The following is a 15,842-nucleotide window of genomic DNA, read 5'->3' as shown; positions in this document are numbered from 1 at the left end:
CGTCGGCATGCGCCAACCCGAATGCGATGGCGATCTCGTCACGATAGTCCTGGATTGCTGCCGCGGCCCGACGGAGTAAGTCGGCGCGCTCCACAGGCTCAGGGGTACGGCAACGGTGACAACTGGCCTGACACCACGGTCGCCATGATCCTATACCCAAATGGGTCATGCGCGGCCCATGGAACCACTCTATTATCGATGAGGGGTAGCTTGCTGCGAGCAAAATCGCACTTGGCAATTGGTGGGGCAGGGGGAAACTACGATCATTCCTACGACCGCGCTGATGTCAAAGCTCAGTGGGTGGCGCGCGAATGCCTCAGGCCTTGCTTCATGCTGGAGGGCAACATGCGCGCCTCTTTTCGACGTATGTTCATCAATCTGGATCGAGTACTCCTTAAGCTCGCGTCAGCTGTACTTCTCTTTTGCGCGTGGAGCGGGGATATCCATGCCGGAGAGTTCAAGAAAACGAATTGCTGGTTCGAGGTTCCGCGCGACCGTGGAATGACGTGCGGGACTCTCAGTGTCCCTGAAAACCGCAAAAAAGCTTCTGGGACTGAAATCACTCTATCGGTGGTGGTCTTCGAACCCGACCGCGAGCGGCATGAGCCCATTGTGTTTCTCACGGGCGGGCCGGGCCAGCCCACCGATATTGGCGACAGGGAAGACATCGAGGCATGGTGGCAGTTCATAAGTGATCAAAATTGGATGATCGGGCGCCGAGTGGTCGTGGTCGACCAACGAGGGATAGGAAAGTCAATTCCCAGGCTGAGCTGTTCGCGATACTTCAAGGCCGATCATTGGAACTCCATTTCACTAAGCGTCGATGCCGAGGTCAGCTTTGACAAGCTCATGAGAGATGAGGTGGTCGCGTGCCGAAGCGCGCTGATAGCAAAGGGCATTGACCTCTTCGCCTACAACACCGCCGAAAATGCAGCAGACGTCAACGACGTTCGCATGGCTCTTGGCATAAAGAAGTGGGTACTGTACGGCGTCTCTTACGGCACAAGAGTTGCCTTGGAAGTGATGAACGAGCATCCAGAGGGCGTCTCGGCGAGCATCCTGGATTCCGTTCTGCCCCTTGATATCGACTACCTCAAGGAAGATGGGCGAAATCTGGATCGTTCTTTGCGACTGCTGGAACGAGATTGCCAAAAATCAAAAAATTGCATGCGCGGACTAGGAGACGCGGTGCGAGCGATCGTAAAGCAGCTGGACAAACAGCCGGCGCTTTTGCGGAGCGACGACAGGGAAAACGATCCCGCTCAGTACAGATATGTCTCCGGCGCAGATTTTCTTGAGCTTATATTCGGGTTGCTATACGATCGTTACGCTATCGAAGACATTCCAAAGCTAGTTGAGAAAACATACGAAAACGATTTCAGACCGCTCGCGGATTTGATCTTTGAACATGACGATACCGAGATTGCCCAGGGCATGGATTTTTCAGTCACTTGCTCCGAGACCAACAGATCCGAGCTGCCTGACAAGCGCCTCGAATACTGGACGAAGTGGATCGGAGAGGCCGACTATACCTGGGTTTGCCCGCTTTGGTTTCCCCAAGGAATGACGGTTTCGCAAAAGCATCCCCGCCGCCTGGATATCCCGACCCTGCTGTTGTCGGGAGAGTATGATCCGGCAACACCGACTCACTGGGCATATCGTGCGGCCAAAAGCCTTCCTTTTGGGCAGGTCGTCGTGCTTCGCGGGATTGGGCACGATGTGATCGATTCCGACCCTTGCGGATCGGAGGTTGTCGCCGATTTCCTGGCCAACCCCAGACGCAAGCTGAAGACTGCGTGCATTGGACGGATGCAGGCCCCGCAGTTCACCGCGGCGGCGGAGGAGCAGTGGCGAGGGCCAGAAATGCAGCGGGCTGCGGCGATAAGGTCGCCAAAGCAGATGAGGTCGCCGTTCCGGTTCAGGCATCGCTCTTCAACATCGCCCAAAAAACACTAATTCCCTGGCGGCAAGCGCCGCCAAGCTGCATCACGATCGCGGGCGGCCCCGAGACGGTCCGACTCGCTATCCAAGATTCGGTATGTTTAGATAGGTGCCTACCAAGGGGCTGGCGGTGGGCGCTGCTTTCGATTTTGACGCGATCGGTGTTGCCTTTGTCGAGGCAGCCCTCGATCCATCACGCTGGGATTCCGCGATGGAGGTGGCAGAAAAGGCCACCGGGAGCGCCGGAGCGCTGCTCTTCGACATAAAGGGGCATCTGCCACTCGTGCCTTGCAGCCGCACCATGGCCCCTGCTCTCGAATCCTACGTCCGCGACGGCTGGATAAACCGGGACGAGCGGTATCGCCTCATCAACTTCCTCGATCGGAAAGGGGTCACCTCGGAGTTCGACCTCCTGACGTCAGACGATATCGCCAAGCATCCATACTACCAGGAATTCCTCGCGCCTTTCGGCCTGCGATGGTGCGCGGCCGTCAAGATCGCCGCCGGAGACGACTTCTGGGCGCTGTCGCTGCAACGGTCGATCCAGCAGGGTCCGTTCACGCCAGACGAGATGAGACAGCTGGCGGACCTTTCGAAACAGCTGGGCTCTGTGGCCGCAGTTGCGCGGGCAATAGGTTTCGGGAGGGCCGACGCGGCACTCGATGCGTTTGGCGCCACCGAAACGCCTGCGGTCATGTTGGACAGGAGCGGCAATGTCCTCCGGTCCAACGCTCCGGCGGAAAGGCTTCTGGTGCGGGGTCTGCAGATTACGCGCCGGCGTTTGGTCTCCTTTGACCGAACCGCGACCGATGCTCTCGACCGATCGCTGAAAGCGCTGCTGTGTTCGCCGGACACGGCCGCATCGATGCCACCCGTGCCACTGCCCAGACTGCAAGGGCGGCCGCTCCTTGCCTATCCGTTGCGACTGCCGAAAGTCTCCTACAACGCGCTGGCGCCGTGCCAGGCAATCGTCATCCTCATTGATCCTGACGCGAGACCTCCTCCTCCTGAAGCCGTGCTGCAGTCCTGCTTCAGGCTGACAGCGTCCGAAGCGAGGCTGGCGAGAAAGATTTGCTCGGGACACGGCGTTGAAGCGGCAGCCGACGAACTTGGCGTTTCCTATGAGACCGGGCGCAACCAGCTGAAATCGGTCTTCGCGAAGACGCAGACGCATCGGCAGTCGGAGCTGGTCGCGCTTCTCACAAGGCTCTCGAGCGGCCGATAGTTCGGGCGTGACCGATTCTGTCCAGTGCCATCGGGCACGTTATTGTCGGTGGAAACGCGTTTGGCGACAGGCGCCGCAATTGGTACTACGGCGCTTTTGCCGTGAATATCGTCTTCGCGTCAGCGCACCCGCCGCGCAGGCCAGACCATCACATACGCCGACCTGTTTTCGCGTCGAACAGGTGGGCGCAGGCGCGATCGACTTCGATCCCTATCGCCGCGCCCTGCTTGAGCGGCAGCCGCTCGCGGAACAGGCAGGCAATTTCCTCGCCGGCGCAGTCGACCTTGGCGAAGATTTCCGAACCCGTGGCTTCCAGAAGCGTGACCGTGCCCGGCATGCCCTGGGCAGTTGCGCGGATGTGCTCGGGACGGATGCCGTAGACAAGTTCGCGTCCTGCAGCGTCGGTCGGACGGGCGCCTTCCGGCAGCGGCAGGATCAGCCCGCCGGCGCTGCGGAACACGCCTTCCTCGATGCGGCCGGCAATAAAGTTCATGGCGGGCGAGCCGATAAAGCCGGCAACGAAGAGATTGGCCGGCTGGTCGTAGAGGTCGAGCGGCGCGCCGATCTGCTCGACCAGGCCGTCATGCAGCACGACGATCTTGTCGGCCATCGTCATGGCTTCGATCTGGTCATGCGTGACGTAGATCGTGGTGGTGCCGAGCCGCTGGTGCAGCGCCTTGATCTCGCCGCGCATCTGGACGCGCAGCTTTGCGTCGAGATTGGAGAGCGGCTCGTCGAACAGGAAGACCTGCGGGTCGCGTACGATGGCGCGGCCCATGGCGACGCGCTGGCGCTGGCCGCCGGAGAGCTGACGCGGATAGCGCTCTAGCAGCTTTTCCAGGCCAAGGATGCTGGCGGCATTCCTGACGCGGCCAGCGGTATCGGCAGGATCGGCTTTCTTGATCTTGAGCGCAAAGCCCATGTTGTCGGCCACGGTCATATGCGGATAGAGCGCGTAATTCTGGAACACCATGGCGATGTTGCGGTCCCGCGCCCGCAGATTGTTGACCATGCGTTCGCCAATGGTGATTTTCCCGCCCGAGATCGTTTCAAGTCCGGCGATCATGCGCAGCAGCGTCGACTTTCCGCATCCCGACGGGCCGACCAGGATGACGAATTCGCCGTCGGCGATATCGACACTGACGTCGTGAATGATCTTGGTGGCTCCGAACGCCTTCTGCACGTTGTTGATGGTTACCGATGCCATTGGATTTCTCCGGGAGAAGAGTGATGTCGAGCTGGAATGCGTCTTCAGCCGCCCTTGACCGCGCCGGCGGTCAGTCCTGCGACGATCTGCTTCTGCGCGAACATGGTCAGCACCAGCACCGGCAGCGTCACCACCAGTGCGGCGGCGGCGAGCGGCCCCCAGCTCACCTGCTCATAGGAAAGCATGTTGTAGACGGCGACCGGCAGCGTGCGCGTCTCACGGCTGGCGAGCACCACGCCAAAGACGAAATTGTTCCACGAAAAGATAACCGACAGGATGAAGGCGACAACGATGCCCGGCTTGGCGATGGGCAGGGCGACCAGCCGGAACACCTGCCAGGAGCTGGCCCCGTCGATGTTGGCCGCCTCTTCCAGTTCCATCGGCGTGGTTTCGAAATAGCCGATCATCACCCAGACCACGATCGGCACCGTCACCACCAGGTGGATGATGATCTGCGGCCAGAGCGTGCCGAGTATCCCGATCCATTGGAACAGCAGAAACAGCGGGATGAGATAGGACAGCCCCGGCGTCATGCGGGCGATCATGATGACGACCGCCGATTTTTCGGCCTTGAGCCGCGCTATGCCATAGCCGGCCGGTGCGCCGATCAGCAGCGCCAGCAGTGTCGCCGTGCCGGTCACCAGAACCGAATTCCAGAGATAGAGCAAGAAATCGTTCTCCTCGAACACTTTTACATAGTTCGACCAGGCGAAACGTTCGGGGATCAGGATCGGCGGATAGGCGCCGTTGTCGATCTCGAATTTCAGCGACAGCGAGATCATCCAGAGAAAGAAAAGAATCGCCGGCGAGACGATGACCAGGGCTGCGAAAAACAGGCCGATCTGGTTGAGCAACCGAGAACTCATCTACTTGCCCTCCGCATCGTTCCACTGCGAGCGCTGGCGCAGCATCAGGAGGATGAAGGACAGCGCCACGATGACGATGAAGAACACCACGGCCATGGCCGAGCCATAGCCGATGTCGTAATAGGAGAAGGCGGTGTTGTAGAGATAGATGTTGATGGTTTCGGACGCCGTGCCCGGCCCGCCCTGGGTCATCGCATAGATGATGTCGAAGCTCTTCAGCGCATCGATGGTGCGGATGATCAACGCAATCATCAGGAACGGCGCGATCATCGGCAAGGTGAGGTAGCGGAATTGCTGCCAGGCATTGGCGCCGTCGATCTCGGCGCTCTCGAACGGCTCGCGCGGCACCGAGGCCAGCCCGCCCAGCACGATCAGCATCACCAGCGGCGTCCACTGCCAGGTCTCGACCGCGACCAGCGAAGGGATGACCGTGTTGGCGTTGAATATCCATTCCTGCGCCGGGATGCCGACCAGCGACAGAAGGTAGTTGAGCACACCGAGCTGGGGATGGAACATCATCGTCCAGACCAGCGCCACGGCAACCGGCGTTGCCATCATCGGCATGACGAAGACGCCGCGCAGCAGGCCGCGCAGCGGAAACCTGGCGTCGAAGATCAGGGCGGCGACAGTGCCCAACAACATCGGCGCTGCCACCGACAGCGAGGTGTAGGTCAATGTATGAACAAGCGATTCCCAGAATCGCGGGTCTCTGGCCAGACGGAGATAGTTTTCCACCCCGGCAAAGCTCCGCGACTGGCCGAGCGTCCAGCGGTTGACGCTCATCCAGAGCGTGAACGCCCAGGGAAAGACGATCACGGCGCTAACGACGACGAGCGCCGGAACGACGAAGGGCCAGTAGTTGGGAGCCAGCCGGATCGTCTGGCTCCCTTCGATGGCTTGCGTCGTCACCCCGGTGCGTTCAGGGGCGATGGCGGACATCAGCCCTGCTCGCTCCTGTCGAGAACCGGCTGGAACTGCGCGGTGGCCTTCTTCAGTTCTTCGGCAGGATCGGCACCGGCAATCATGTTGGTCAACGCCACGCCGTAGATGTCGCGGAACTCGGTGACCGGGATGATCACCGGCAGCGCCAGCCTGCTGATATTGCCGGACTGAACCACTGCATCGAGCCAGCTTGCCGGCATGGTGACGCCTTCGCGCACCTTTGGGTCTTCCAGCACCGACTTGCGGAAAGGCACGCCGGCGCCGGCCTGGAGCAGGCGCGCGCCCATCGCCGGGGAAACCGCCCACTGACAGAACAGATAGGCGGCTTCCTTCTTTTCGCTGGAGGCGGTCACCCCGAGGCCGTCGCCAAACGTCCCGGAGGCATGCGCCTTGGGCCCCTTGGGCATGACGCCGTAGCCGACCTTGCCGACCACGCGCGACTTTTCGGGATTTTCCATCGGCGGGGCAAAACCGACGCCATCGAACCACATGCCGATCTTGCCCTGCAGGAAGGCGGACTGCGCTTCAGCCCAATTGAAGCCGGTGACGCCCGGAGGGGCGGACTTGGTCATCAACCTCTGGTAGAGGGCAGCGGCCTCGATCGCCTCGGGCGTTTCGGTGCGCAGCTTTCCCTTATCGTCGAGCGGCGTCATGTCGTAGCCGAGCATCAGCGACGTCCACACCGGCGTGTTGGCATTTTTCAGGCCGCGGGCGACGAAGCCGAACGTGTTGGTCGATGGATCGGTCAGCGCTTCGGCGGCGGCCACCAGCTGCTCGAACGATTCAGGGTATTTGAGGCCCTTGGCCTCGAACAGCTCCTTGTTCCAGTAGACGATCCAGTAGTCCACCGAGAACGGCAGCGAACGCAGCACGCCCTGGTTGTCCTTGGCGAAAAGCATGCCGGCCTCGGCGAAATCGCTTTCGACCAGGCCGGGATCGGTCAGCGTCGGATCGGCGAGATAGCCGGCGATGTCGGCCAGCCAGCCACCCTTTTCGAACTGGCGCTTCTGCACGTGATAGCTCAAATGCACGACATCGAAGCTCGGTCTGCCGGAGCTCAGCTCGATCACCGTCTTCTGCCGCTGCTGCTGTTCCGGCGTCGCCTCGGCATTGACCTTGATGCCGGTCAGTTCCTCGAATTCGGCGATGTATTTCAGGATGGTGTCGCTGCGCGGGCTTTTCACCAGATTGACGTCGAGCGTGGTGCCGGCAAAGCGCTTCCAGTCGACGCTGGCGGAAAAGCTCGGGCGAAGGCCGGCCATGCCCGCGGCGGCGAGCGCCGTGGTTCCTGCAAGGACTTGCCTTCTCGTTGGCTTGAACGGATTGGACGACATTTCTTCCTCCCTTGGGTTGCTGTCGTTGTCGATAGTGTCGCGGCAGCCGCGAACCATACGTCCTCAGATCTGGAGCGCCAACCGGCGCGCATTGTCGATATGCCGACTGATCGCCTCAACCGCCTTTTGCGGATCGCGGCTCTCGAGCGCTTCGATCACCGTCAGGTGCTCCTGCATCACCGGCACGACGCGCCCATCGATGCGGAAACGCTCCTGGTGGATCAATCTGATCTTTACCGAATTGACCAGATACGCCTTGGCGATGATCTCGTTGCCCAGCGCATCGATGAAGGTGTCGTGCATGGCCCAATCGATGTTCTGGGCCTTGGCTTCCATTTCCGGCGTCGGCGTCTGCGACAAGGCTTGAGCCAGCATATCCTCATGTTCGCGCCGCAGGCCGGCGAGCACGGCGTCGGAGGCGTTGACGGTGAACAGCGCCACCGCCTCACGCTCCATGAACAGGCGAAACTGGAAGGCCTCGCGGATCAGGTTGATGTCGATATGGGCGATCTGCATGCCGCGCTGCGGGATGGTCGTCAAAAGCCCCTCGGCCTCGAGACGCGGCACGATCTCGCGGATGGCGCCTAGCGGCAGCCCGGTAAAGGCAACCAGTTCGCGCTGCGACACGAACTGTCCCGGCCGCAGATCGCGGGCCAGCAAATGCCGCGTGAAGCTGGCATAAGCTCTTTCCCTGAGGGTTGCCGGTTCGCTGCTGTCGTCCATTTCAGCGCGCTTCCCTTTGCCGGTCAGGCCGGCTCTGTCGCAAACAGCCTGTCATAGGCGGCAGCAAGCTGTTGCCGCCCCTGCGAACCGATCGGCTCCAGCGGCGGACGGACCGCCAGCCAGCGCTCGTCGCCGGTTTTGCGCGCCACCATGACCTTCACCGCCGGGATGACCGAATATCTAAGCAATTCGAGCACGAAGCTCTCGACACGGGCATCGTCGCGCCCATCCTCGGCCATGGCGCGGATTTCGCCGGTGACGAAATTGGCCATGCCGGAAATGGCGCCCTGCCCGCCCTGGCGCACGCTTCTGGCCAGGTGCCGCTCGTCGCCGATCAGGATCACCATGTCGCCATGGGCTCTTAGCAGCGCCTCGCTGTAACTCCAGTCGCCACCCGAATCCTTGACACCGGCGATCACGCCGGGGAAAGCCGCACACAGCCGACCGATCAGGGTAAGCGGGAGCGGCACCATGGTGACAGAGGGGATGTTGTAGAGGAGGATGCCGCGAGCCAGCGGGCCGAGCGCAGCGAAGACGGCAGAAAACCATCCGAACAGTCCGTCCTCGCCGACATTCTTGAAGTAGCTCGGCGGAGCCAGCAGGATGTTGCGGACGCCGCACTGCAAGGCATGCCGCGCCTGTTCGGCGGCGTCTTCGGCTGCATCGACCAGCACGCCGGCAACGAGCCGATGCGCCGGAATGCCGGCGGCCAGCATGGCCTCGGTAACAATCCGCCGCTCTGCCGTGCCCACGGAAGCGCCTTCCCCGGTGGTGCCGAACAGCGTGGCGCTGCTGCAGCCGGCGCCAAGGCAAGCCCGGGCCTGCGTGACCATGGGAAGGATGGCGATTTGCCCGGACGCATCGAAAGGCGTGGCGAGAGCAACCGAAAGACCAAAGCGCGAGACCACTATTTTCTCCAGATGTCGATGTGCAGCACTTCTAGCACACTAACATGTTAGTTGTAAATTGCGGAGGGGGCTTTTCGAACACGGCGTCGACATCGGACGAATATATGATGCGGATTTGGGCGGCTGCCGTCTTTCCGGCAGCGCGATCCCTACTGTCCCGTCGCGTCCGCGTAGATATCGAGGACACGGGTGATGCTGCCGATCAGAAGCTCGTGAGCGAGGGGCTTGACCCGGCGTGCGGCAACCTCGACGTCGAGTTGCCCCAGATACTGGCTGATCAGCGGCCGGGGTATATCCTTCTCGCCCAATACGTCCAGCAGCGTCCGTGTTGCGCGCTGCGCCTCCGGCGTCGGCCAATAATAGCGGATGCGGTCGCTGAACGAGAAATGCCGCTGCATGCGCTGCTCGTCCGGCGTGCCCGGATAGTATTGCTGCCAATTGTCCGGCGACGCCAGCATGATGCGTTCCATCGCGGCAGGCAGGCTTTCGCGCGAAAAGTCCGGCGCGAGGATATCAGCGACATGGCTGAGCCCATACAGCGCTTGGCGAAGCGCGAAGGTCAGCCAGGGGCCGACCTTGAGGATGGCAAAACCGTCGCGAACGAGGGCATTGAGCGCTTCGGCCGGCTGGTAGTCGGTCGAATGCGCCTCAAAAACCAATTGCGGCATACGGTCGAGCACAGCCACCAGTTCAGTCGCCTTGGCCGGTGCATAGGGCACGATCTCGGTGTTGCCGAACTCGACGCCGGGCTGGACGACGACACCGACCGCACGGGCAAAAGCGGCTTCGAGGCCGACGCGGGAAAACGCTCGCGCGTGGATTTCTACGGTGCGCAAGGCATCGCCGGGCGCCGTCACATGCAGGTGGTCGAGCGCCTCCAGCGCCCCGCCCGGCACCGGCACTTCGGTGCCGATGACGTAGACCGGTTTTTCGCCGCCTGCCCGCTCGACCGCCGCCTCAGCGATTGCTGCAAGTTCGGCCGCGCGCTCGGCGATCGTTTCATCGGCAAGCACGGCTGGATCGTCGGCGCAGGCCATGCTCGTATCCAGATGCATCTTGGTGAAGCCGGCGCTCGCATAGGCATCGATCATCGCCGCAGCCTTCTTCATCGCGGCGGCGGCAACCATGTGCTTCCACGGATTGGGCCCGAGATGATCGCCGCCGAGGATCAGACGATCGACGGGGAAGCCGACTTTGTGCGCTTGCGCCTCGACGAAGCTGCGGAACGCCGCAGGTGTCATCCCGGTGTAGCCGCCGTCGTGGTTGACCTGGTTGCAGGTGGCCTCGATCAGCACATCCGCGCGCAGCGCCGCACCATGGCGCAGGGCAGCCTCGATGACCAGCGGATGCGCCGAGCAGACCGAGGTGATGCCGCTTTTCTCGCCTGCGGCGCGCCTCGCCGCAATGTTCGCAAGCCTTCGCGTCGCGTCACTCACTGCATGTTCCCCATGGCGATGAAGGCCTCGACCGCTTCAAGCGGGAAAATGCCTTCCATCGGGCCCTTGCGGGTGACGGCAAGCGCACCGCAGGCATTGGCGATCCGCAGCGCGTCGGCAGGAGCCGCCCCGCGCAGCCAGAACGAGACGAAAGCAGCACCGAAGCAGTCGCCGGCGCCGGTCGGATCGATCTCGTCGACGGCAAAGCCGGACGAGGCGACCGTACCGTGATGATCATGATAAACGGCGCCGGCGGCCCCTTTCTTCAGGACGATGCAGGACAGGCCACGGGCCAGCAGTTCGTCGACTGCACCCTTCTCGTCCCTGGCGGATGAAAACAGGAAGAGCTCCTCGCCGCTCGGCAGGAAGATGTCGGTTCGCGCCAGCACTTGGTCGAGTGCTTCGCGCATGCCGGATACCTGCATGATCTCGCGGCGGATGTTCGGATCGAAGGACACGGTTCCACCTCTGGCCTTGACCGTCTCGATCGCCGATAGCGCCACCGCGATGGCGCGGTCGGAAAACAGCGACGAGCCCATGACATGGACATGATCGGCACCGGCGAGCAGCTTTGTCGCCGCCGCGTTTGTCTCGATCAGGCCGGCGGCGCTGTTGCGGATGTTGAAGACGAAATGCCGGCTGGCGTCGGCCAGGTAGGTGACGAAGGCCGTGCCCGTCGCATGGCCCGTGTGAACCGCGATCGCCGACACGTCGGCGCCCAGTGCCCGCAGCCGATCGATGTTCAGCCTGCCGAAATCGTCGTCGCCGACGGCGCCGATGAGGCCGGCCGGCTGGCCGAGCGCCGCCGCCTGGCCGATGAAGATCGCGGGCGCGCCTGACGGGTAGGGCCCGAGCAGCGGACCAGGCTCGAGAAAGCTCTGGCCGATCCGCTCGGCCATGATCTCGACCAGAATCTCGCCGGCACTGACCAGCTTCTTCATCTCGCGGAATCCCTCGAATTCGCCTACTTCAAGTGAATACGGCTTGTGCTTTTTCGCGTCAATTAATAAATTTACGCATGGAAACTACCCCGTTTATCTGTAAAGTTTCGCCTTGCATTCGAGGGCTTGATGTCGATGACGCACAAGACGATGGAGGATTTTGCTCGCTCTTGCGGCGTCTCCAGGCCGACACTGTCGAAATATTTCGACGATCCGAGCAGCGTCAAGCCGGCGACACGTCAGCGGATCGAAGTGGCGCTGCGCTCGTCCGACTACCAGCCCAATCTGTTTGCACGCAACCTCAACCGCAAGCGGACCCGCAGCATCGGCATTGTCGTGCCGACGCTCGCCGATCCCTTCTATTCGGAAATGGTCAGCCGCATCGAACTCAGGCTGCGCGACGAAGGCTACTGGCCGATCGTGATCTCCTCGCACGGCTCGCGCGAGCTCGAAGTGGAAGCGACGCGAACCATTCTTTCGCTAAAAGTTTCCGGCGCGCTGATCGCGCCGCTCGGCCTACGCTCCGAAGAGCGCACGCTGGAGAAGTTGACACAGACCATACCGATCGTCTATTTCGACACTTATCTCGAGGGCGACACGCCATTCGTCGGCAACAACAACAGCCAGAGCGTCTCGACCATCGTCGATTATCTCTGCCGCTCCGGCGATGCTCCGGTCTATTTCGATATCCCGCACGTCAACCACAATTCGCGCGAGCGCCTGAACAGCTATGTCGGCGCCATGCAGCGGCTCGGGCATGAGCCGGTGCTCATCGGCACCCCTTATGACTACAGCTGGGATTTCGAACGGATCGGCTATGAGCAGATGGAAGCGATGCTCGCCCGTGGCGGTCTGCCGGGCAAGACCATTCTGTGCGCCAACGACCGTCTCGCCTTCGGCGTGATGGCTGCCGCCTACTCGCAAGGCCGCAAGGTCGGCCGCAAGGGCGATTGCGACCTGCGGATCGCAGCCCATGACGACCATCCGCTCAGCCGCTACACCTGTCCTGCCCTCACCACCATGGCGCAGGACTTCGCTTCCATGGCCGGACGCAGCGTCGAGACGCTGCTGGCCTTGCTTGACGAGGACGACGCGGCAGTTGCCCCCAGGGTCAGTCTCGACGCAACGCTGGTCATGCGTCAGTCGGCCTGAGCGTTTGCAAACACAGGATCGAAGCCGCGCCATGCGGCAACTGCCGCGCCGACCGCTTGCCGCGCCGCCGGACCATGGCGGCCCATCGAAACGAAGCCGTGGATCTGGCCGGGCCAGCGCCGCAGGACGACCGGCACCTCGTCATCTTCCAGACGCTTCGCGTAGGCCTCGGCTTCGTCGGCGAGGATATCATGGCCGGCGATTGCGACAAAAGCCGGCGCTGCGCCGGCAAGGCTTGCGGCCTTGAGCGGCGACACGCGCCAGTCATCAATATCGCCAGCATGGTTGATATAGTGGTCGCGGAACCAGGCCATGGTCGCCGAAGTCAGGCCATAACCGTCGGCAAAGCGGCGATAGCTGTCCGCCGCCTGCGAGGCGTCCGTGTTCGGATAGAACAGCAGCTGCGCCGCCGGCGGCTTCTTGTCGCCGCGCGCAAGCAGGCAAAGCACGGTAGCGAGATTGCCGCCGGCGCTGTCGCCGGCGACAGCGATCCGTTCGGCGTCGATGCCGAGATCGCCCGCGCCGTCCTGCATGAAGGAAAGTACGGCGCGGCAATCTTCGATGGCCGCCGGAAATTTGTGTTCCGGCGCCAGCCGGTAGTCGGGAGAGACGACGACGCAGGCCGCCATATTCGCAAGCCAGCGGCAGATCTCGTCATGCGACTCGAGATTGCCGATCACCCAGCCGCCGCCATGCAGATAAAGCAGCGCCGGGGCAGCGGCTCCGACCGCGCCCTGTCCGCGATAGATTCTGAGCGTCAACGGGCCGCCGGGTCCGGTGATGGTGCGCTCGGTCAATGAGCCGACCGGCTCGCGCTCGCCCTGGAGTGCCGGAAAGCCCTCCTCATAGGCGCGGCGCGCCTCTTCAGGCGTGCCGGCTTCGAATGGCGGGGCGGCCGCCTGCCGGTCAAGGTCGAGCACATGCCGGGCCTCCGGATCGAGCAAGGGTGAAAGCAATGTCGTCATCGTAAGCCCTCCGATATCAGGCGAGCAGGCTCGCCGCTTCGGCGTCCTGGAAGAGCGGCGGCTGATCGACCGTTGCGTTGACCGCGACGGACTCGCGGCTCTCACCCGAAGCGAGGATCGCCTCCATGATTTCCAGCACATGAAGCGCAAGGTCGCCGGACGCCCGCGGCTTTCTTCCTGTTGTCAGCGCGCGCGAAAGATCGGCAACGCCGAGCATGCGATAATTCGCGCGGTCGGGCGCGGCGAAGGGCCAATTGCGCGCGCCATAGAGTTCGCTCTCACTGTGGAAGTCGGCCCAGTCGGCCCCTCGTTCCGACAGCGAGACGGTGCCGCCGAACGTATCCGGATCGGGCAGCCTGAGCGAGCCTTCCGTCCCATGCAGCTCGATGGGGTGGTTGGAGTGCCTGAAGACATCCCACGAGGCGCCGAAGGTGACGGTGGCGCCTGAGCGAAACTCCAGCAGCGACAGGATGTTGGTCGGTGTCCCGACCTTGAAGCTGGTGTTCCGGTAGGGACCTTCGGCGGTGATCAGCCGCTCCTCCTGGCCCCGCGTCGCCATCGCCATCACGCGGGCCACCGGCCCGAGCAAATTGACCAGCATCGTCAGGTAGTAGGGACCCATGTCGAAGACCGGTCCGCCGCCGGGCTGATAATAGAATTGCGGATTGGGATGCCAGTGCTCCATGCCGCGCCCCATCATGAAAGCGGTGCCGGTCACCGGCCGGCCGATCGCACCCTCGTCCATGAGGCGGCGTGCCCGCCGTCCGGCGGCGCCAAGGAAGGTGTCCGGGGCCGAGCCCAGCAGCAGCCCGCGCTCCGCCGCCTCGGCGACAAGCCGCCTGCCGTCCTTGGCCGAGGTCGCCAGCGGCTTTTCGGTGCAGACGTGCTTGCCCGCCGTAAGCGCTGAAAGCGAAACGTCGAAATGCGCCACCGGGATGGTCAGATTGAGGACGAGGTCGATCTCCGGGTCGGCCAGAAGCGCATCGACGCTGACCGCCCGGATGCCATATTCCTTGGCGCGCAGGGCCGCCAAATCGGGCGATATGTCGGCGCAGGCGCGTAGCTCGACCTCGCCGAACAGGGCCGCATTGCGCAAATAGGTCATCGAGATATTGCCGCACCCGATAACGCCGACGCCGAGCTTAGCTCCTGATTTTCCTGGCATTTTCCACTCTACCTCCCGACGGCGCAACGCTCTGGTTGAATCATTGCACCAGCAACGGATCACAGTCGAAAGCCACTATACAACATTTTAAATCTTGACGCGCGTAAAATTATTATAGAACATGCGAAAATGATGGCGCAACATTGGAGGCCGCCAGCCTTGAGGAACATGACTGACATGAAAAAACGGCCAACAGCCGATGCGAATCCCGTGGGACATGCGCGCGTTGGATCTTTCCGTCGCGGTCAGGGACCGAGATGGGGTCAGGCATAGATCACCTTGGCCCCGGTCATCTCAAGCTGGCTGCGTATTGGACCGGGCAGGCCATCGTCGGTGATCACCACATCGACGGCCGACAGCGAAAATGCCTTGGAGGTCCCGCTGACGCCCCATTTGCTCGAATCGGCGAGGAGGACAACGCGCCGGGCCATGCGAACGAGGTTTCGCTTCGTTCGCGCCATGTCTTCGTTCACGTCGACCACATCCAGTGACGAGTCTATCGCATGCGCTCCAACAAAGACCTGATGCGCTACCAAGCCGCCGAGAGCCGTATCGGCATCGGTGATCAGCGTGCTCACCGTGTCGGGATAGACCCGGCCGCCGATCATATGAACGTCGAGCCCGGGACGATGCATAAGATGCTGCACGATATTCATGGCCGTGGACGCGACCACGACATTGCTGAGCGGCGGTAACTGCATGGCAACCTGCATCAATGTCGAGCCGCCGTCGAAGATGACCGATTGGTTGTCCTCGAACAGGTCTAGCGCCGCCCGGGCGATGCGCTTCTTTGCGTCGAGGTTCGTTTGCATCCGCCGGGCGAACGCGGCCGTGGTCGAATCTGTGGTCCGGGTCACCGCCCCTCCACGGGTCTTGGTCAGCAATCCCTTGCGGTCCAGTATCTCGAGGTCGGAGCGCACCGTGACTTCCGACACGCCAAAATCTTCTGACAGGTCCTTGATGCGAACCTGTCCGTTGCGTTGCACTTCACCCAGGATCGATTGGCGTCTCTGCTCTGACAACATTGCCCTGTCCTT

14 protein-coding genes are annotated in these 15,842 nt (G+C 62.3%); 3 read left to right on the top strand and 11 right to left on the bottom strand.

Annotated features, from left to right (window positions below; all coding sequences use genetic code 11):
- Nucleotides 1-210: 210 nt before the first annotated feature.
- Nucleotides 211-1,956, top strand: coding sequence for an alpha/beta hydrolase (locus tag AC0L18_RS19650; protein ID WP_473493813.1), 1,746 nt, complete (start codon nucleotides 211-213; stop codon nucleotides 1,954-1,956).
- A gap of 115 nt (nucleotides 1,957-2,071) precedes the next feature.
- Nucleotides 2,072-3,166, top strand: a complete 1,095-nt coding sequence (locus AC0L18_RS19645) for a helix-turn-helix transcriptional regulator (RefSeq protein WP_473493812.1) — start codon at nucleotides 2,072-2,074, stop codon at nucleotides 3,164-3,166.
- 148 nt (nucleotides 3,167-3,314) lie between these two features.
- Here the strand turns inward: AC0L18_RS19645 and AC0L18_RS19640 are convergent, their stop codons facing one another.
- The 8 genes from AC0L18_RS19640 to AC0L18_RS19605 all read right to left on the bottom strand — a co-directional run bounded on the left by AC0L18_RS19640 (nucleotide 3,315) and on the right by AC0L18_RS19605 (nucleotide 11,523).
- On the bottom strand, nucleotides 3,315-4,373 hold the full coding sequence (locus tag AC0L18_RS19640; protein WP_287235656.1) for an ABC transporter ATP-binding protein: 1,059 nt from the start codon (nucleotides 4,371-4,373) through the stop codon (nucleotides 3,315-3,317).
- 44 nt (nucleotides 4,374-4,417) lie between these two features.
- A complete protein-coding gene (locus tag AC0L18_RS19635) occupies nucleotides 4,418-5,239 on the bottom strand; it encodes a carbohydrate ABC transporter permease (RefSeq protein ID WP_473493811.1) in 822 nt (273 codons plus the stop codon).
- Entirely contained in the window at nucleotides 5,240-6,178 is a 939-nt protein-coding gene (locus tag AC0L18_RS19630; RefSeq protein WP_473493810.1) for a carbohydrate ABC transporter permease, read from the bottom strand.
- Nucleotides 6,178-7,515, bottom strand: a complete 1,338-nt coding sequence (locus tag AC0L18_RS19625; protein WP_473493809.1) for an ABC transporter substrate-binding protein — start codon at nucleotides 7,513-7,515, stop codon at nucleotides 6,178-6,180. The genes AC0L18_RS19630 and AC0L18_RS19625 overlap by 1 nt, the downstream gene beginning before the upstream one ends.
- A 63-nt stretch (nucleotides 7,516-7,578) precedes the next feature.
- Nucleotides 7,579-8,238, bottom strand: coding sequence for a GntR family transcriptional regulator (locus tag AC0L18_RS19620; RefSeq protein ID WP_091593158.1), 660 nt, complete (start codon nucleotides 8,236-8,238; stop codon nucleotides 7,579-7,581).
- 23 nt (nucleotides 8,239-8,261) lie between these two features.
- On the bottom strand, nucleotides 8,262-9,146 hold the full coding sequence (locus AC0L18_RS19615; RefSeq protein ID WP_128168759.1) for a dihydrodipicolinate synthase family protein: 885 nt from the start codon (nucleotides 9,144-9,146) through the stop codon (nucleotides 8,262-8,264).
- 149 nt (nucleotides 9,147-9,295) lie between these two features.
- Nucleotides 9,296-10,582 carry a D-tagatose-bisphosphate aldolase, class II, non-catalytic subunit gene (locus AC0L18_RS19610; RefSeq protein WP_473493808.1) on the bottom strand — a complete coding sequence of 429 codons (1,287 nt, stop codon included), beginning with the start codon at nucleotides 10,580-10,582 and terminating at the stop codon, nucleotides 9,296-9,298.
- Entirely contained in the window at nucleotides 10,579-11,523 is a 945-nt protein-coding gene (locus AC0L18_RS19605; protein ID WP_473493807.1) for a sugar kinase, read from the bottom strand. Before AC0L18_RS19605 ends, AC0L18_RS19610 begins: the two co-directional genes overlap by 4 nt.
- Before the next feature lie 129 nt (nucleotides 11,524-11,652).
- On the opposite strand from AC0L18_RS19605, the gene AC0L18_RS19600 reads away from it, so the two are divergent.
- Nucleotides 11,653-12,675 (top strand): LacI family DNA-binding transcriptional regulator, encoded by a 1,023-nt coding sequence (locus tag AC0L18_RS19600; RefSeq protein ID WP_473493806.1) that lies wholly within the window; start codon nucleotides 11,653-11,655, stop codon nucleotides 12,673-12,675.
- Here AC0L18_RS19600 and AC0L18_RS19595 read toward each other — a convergent pair.
- The 3 genes from AC0L18_RS19595 to AC0L18_RS19585 all read right to left on the bottom strand — a co-directional run bounded on the left by AC0L18_RS19595 (nucleotide 12,663) and on the right by AC0L18_RS19585 (nucleotide 15,830).
- Nucleotides 12,663-13,640, bottom strand: a complete 978-nt coding sequence (locus AC0L18_RS19595; protein WP_473493805.1) for an alpha/beta hydrolase — start codon at nucleotides 13,638-13,640, stop codon at nucleotides 12,663-12,665. The two genes, AC0L18_RS19600 and AC0L18_RS19595, sit on opposite strands and share 13 nt — an antisense overlap.
- 16 nt (nucleotides 13,641-13,656) lie before the next feature.
- Nucleotides 13,657-14,805, bottom strand: a complete 1,149-nt coding sequence (locus AC0L18_RS19590; protein WP_473493804.1) for a Gfo/Idh/MocA family protein — start codon at nucleotides 14,803-14,805, stop codon at nucleotides 13,657-13,659.
- A 263-nt stretch (nucleotides 14,806-15,068) separates the two neighbouring features.
- Nucleotides 15,069-15,830 (bottom strand): DeoR/GlpR family DNA-binding transcription regulator, encoded by a 762-nt coding sequence (locus AC0L18_RS19585; protein ID WP_473493803.1) that lies wholly within the window; start codon nucleotides 15,828-15,830, stop codon nucleotides 15,069-15,071.
- Between the last annotated feature and the right edge of the window lie 12 nt (nucleotides 15,831-15,842).

Source organism: Mesorhizobium sp. WSM4819 (assembly GCF_055811215.1).
The sequence above is the reverse complement of the archived record's forward strand: the minus strand, read 5'-3'. Positions and strand labels throughout refer to the sequence as shown.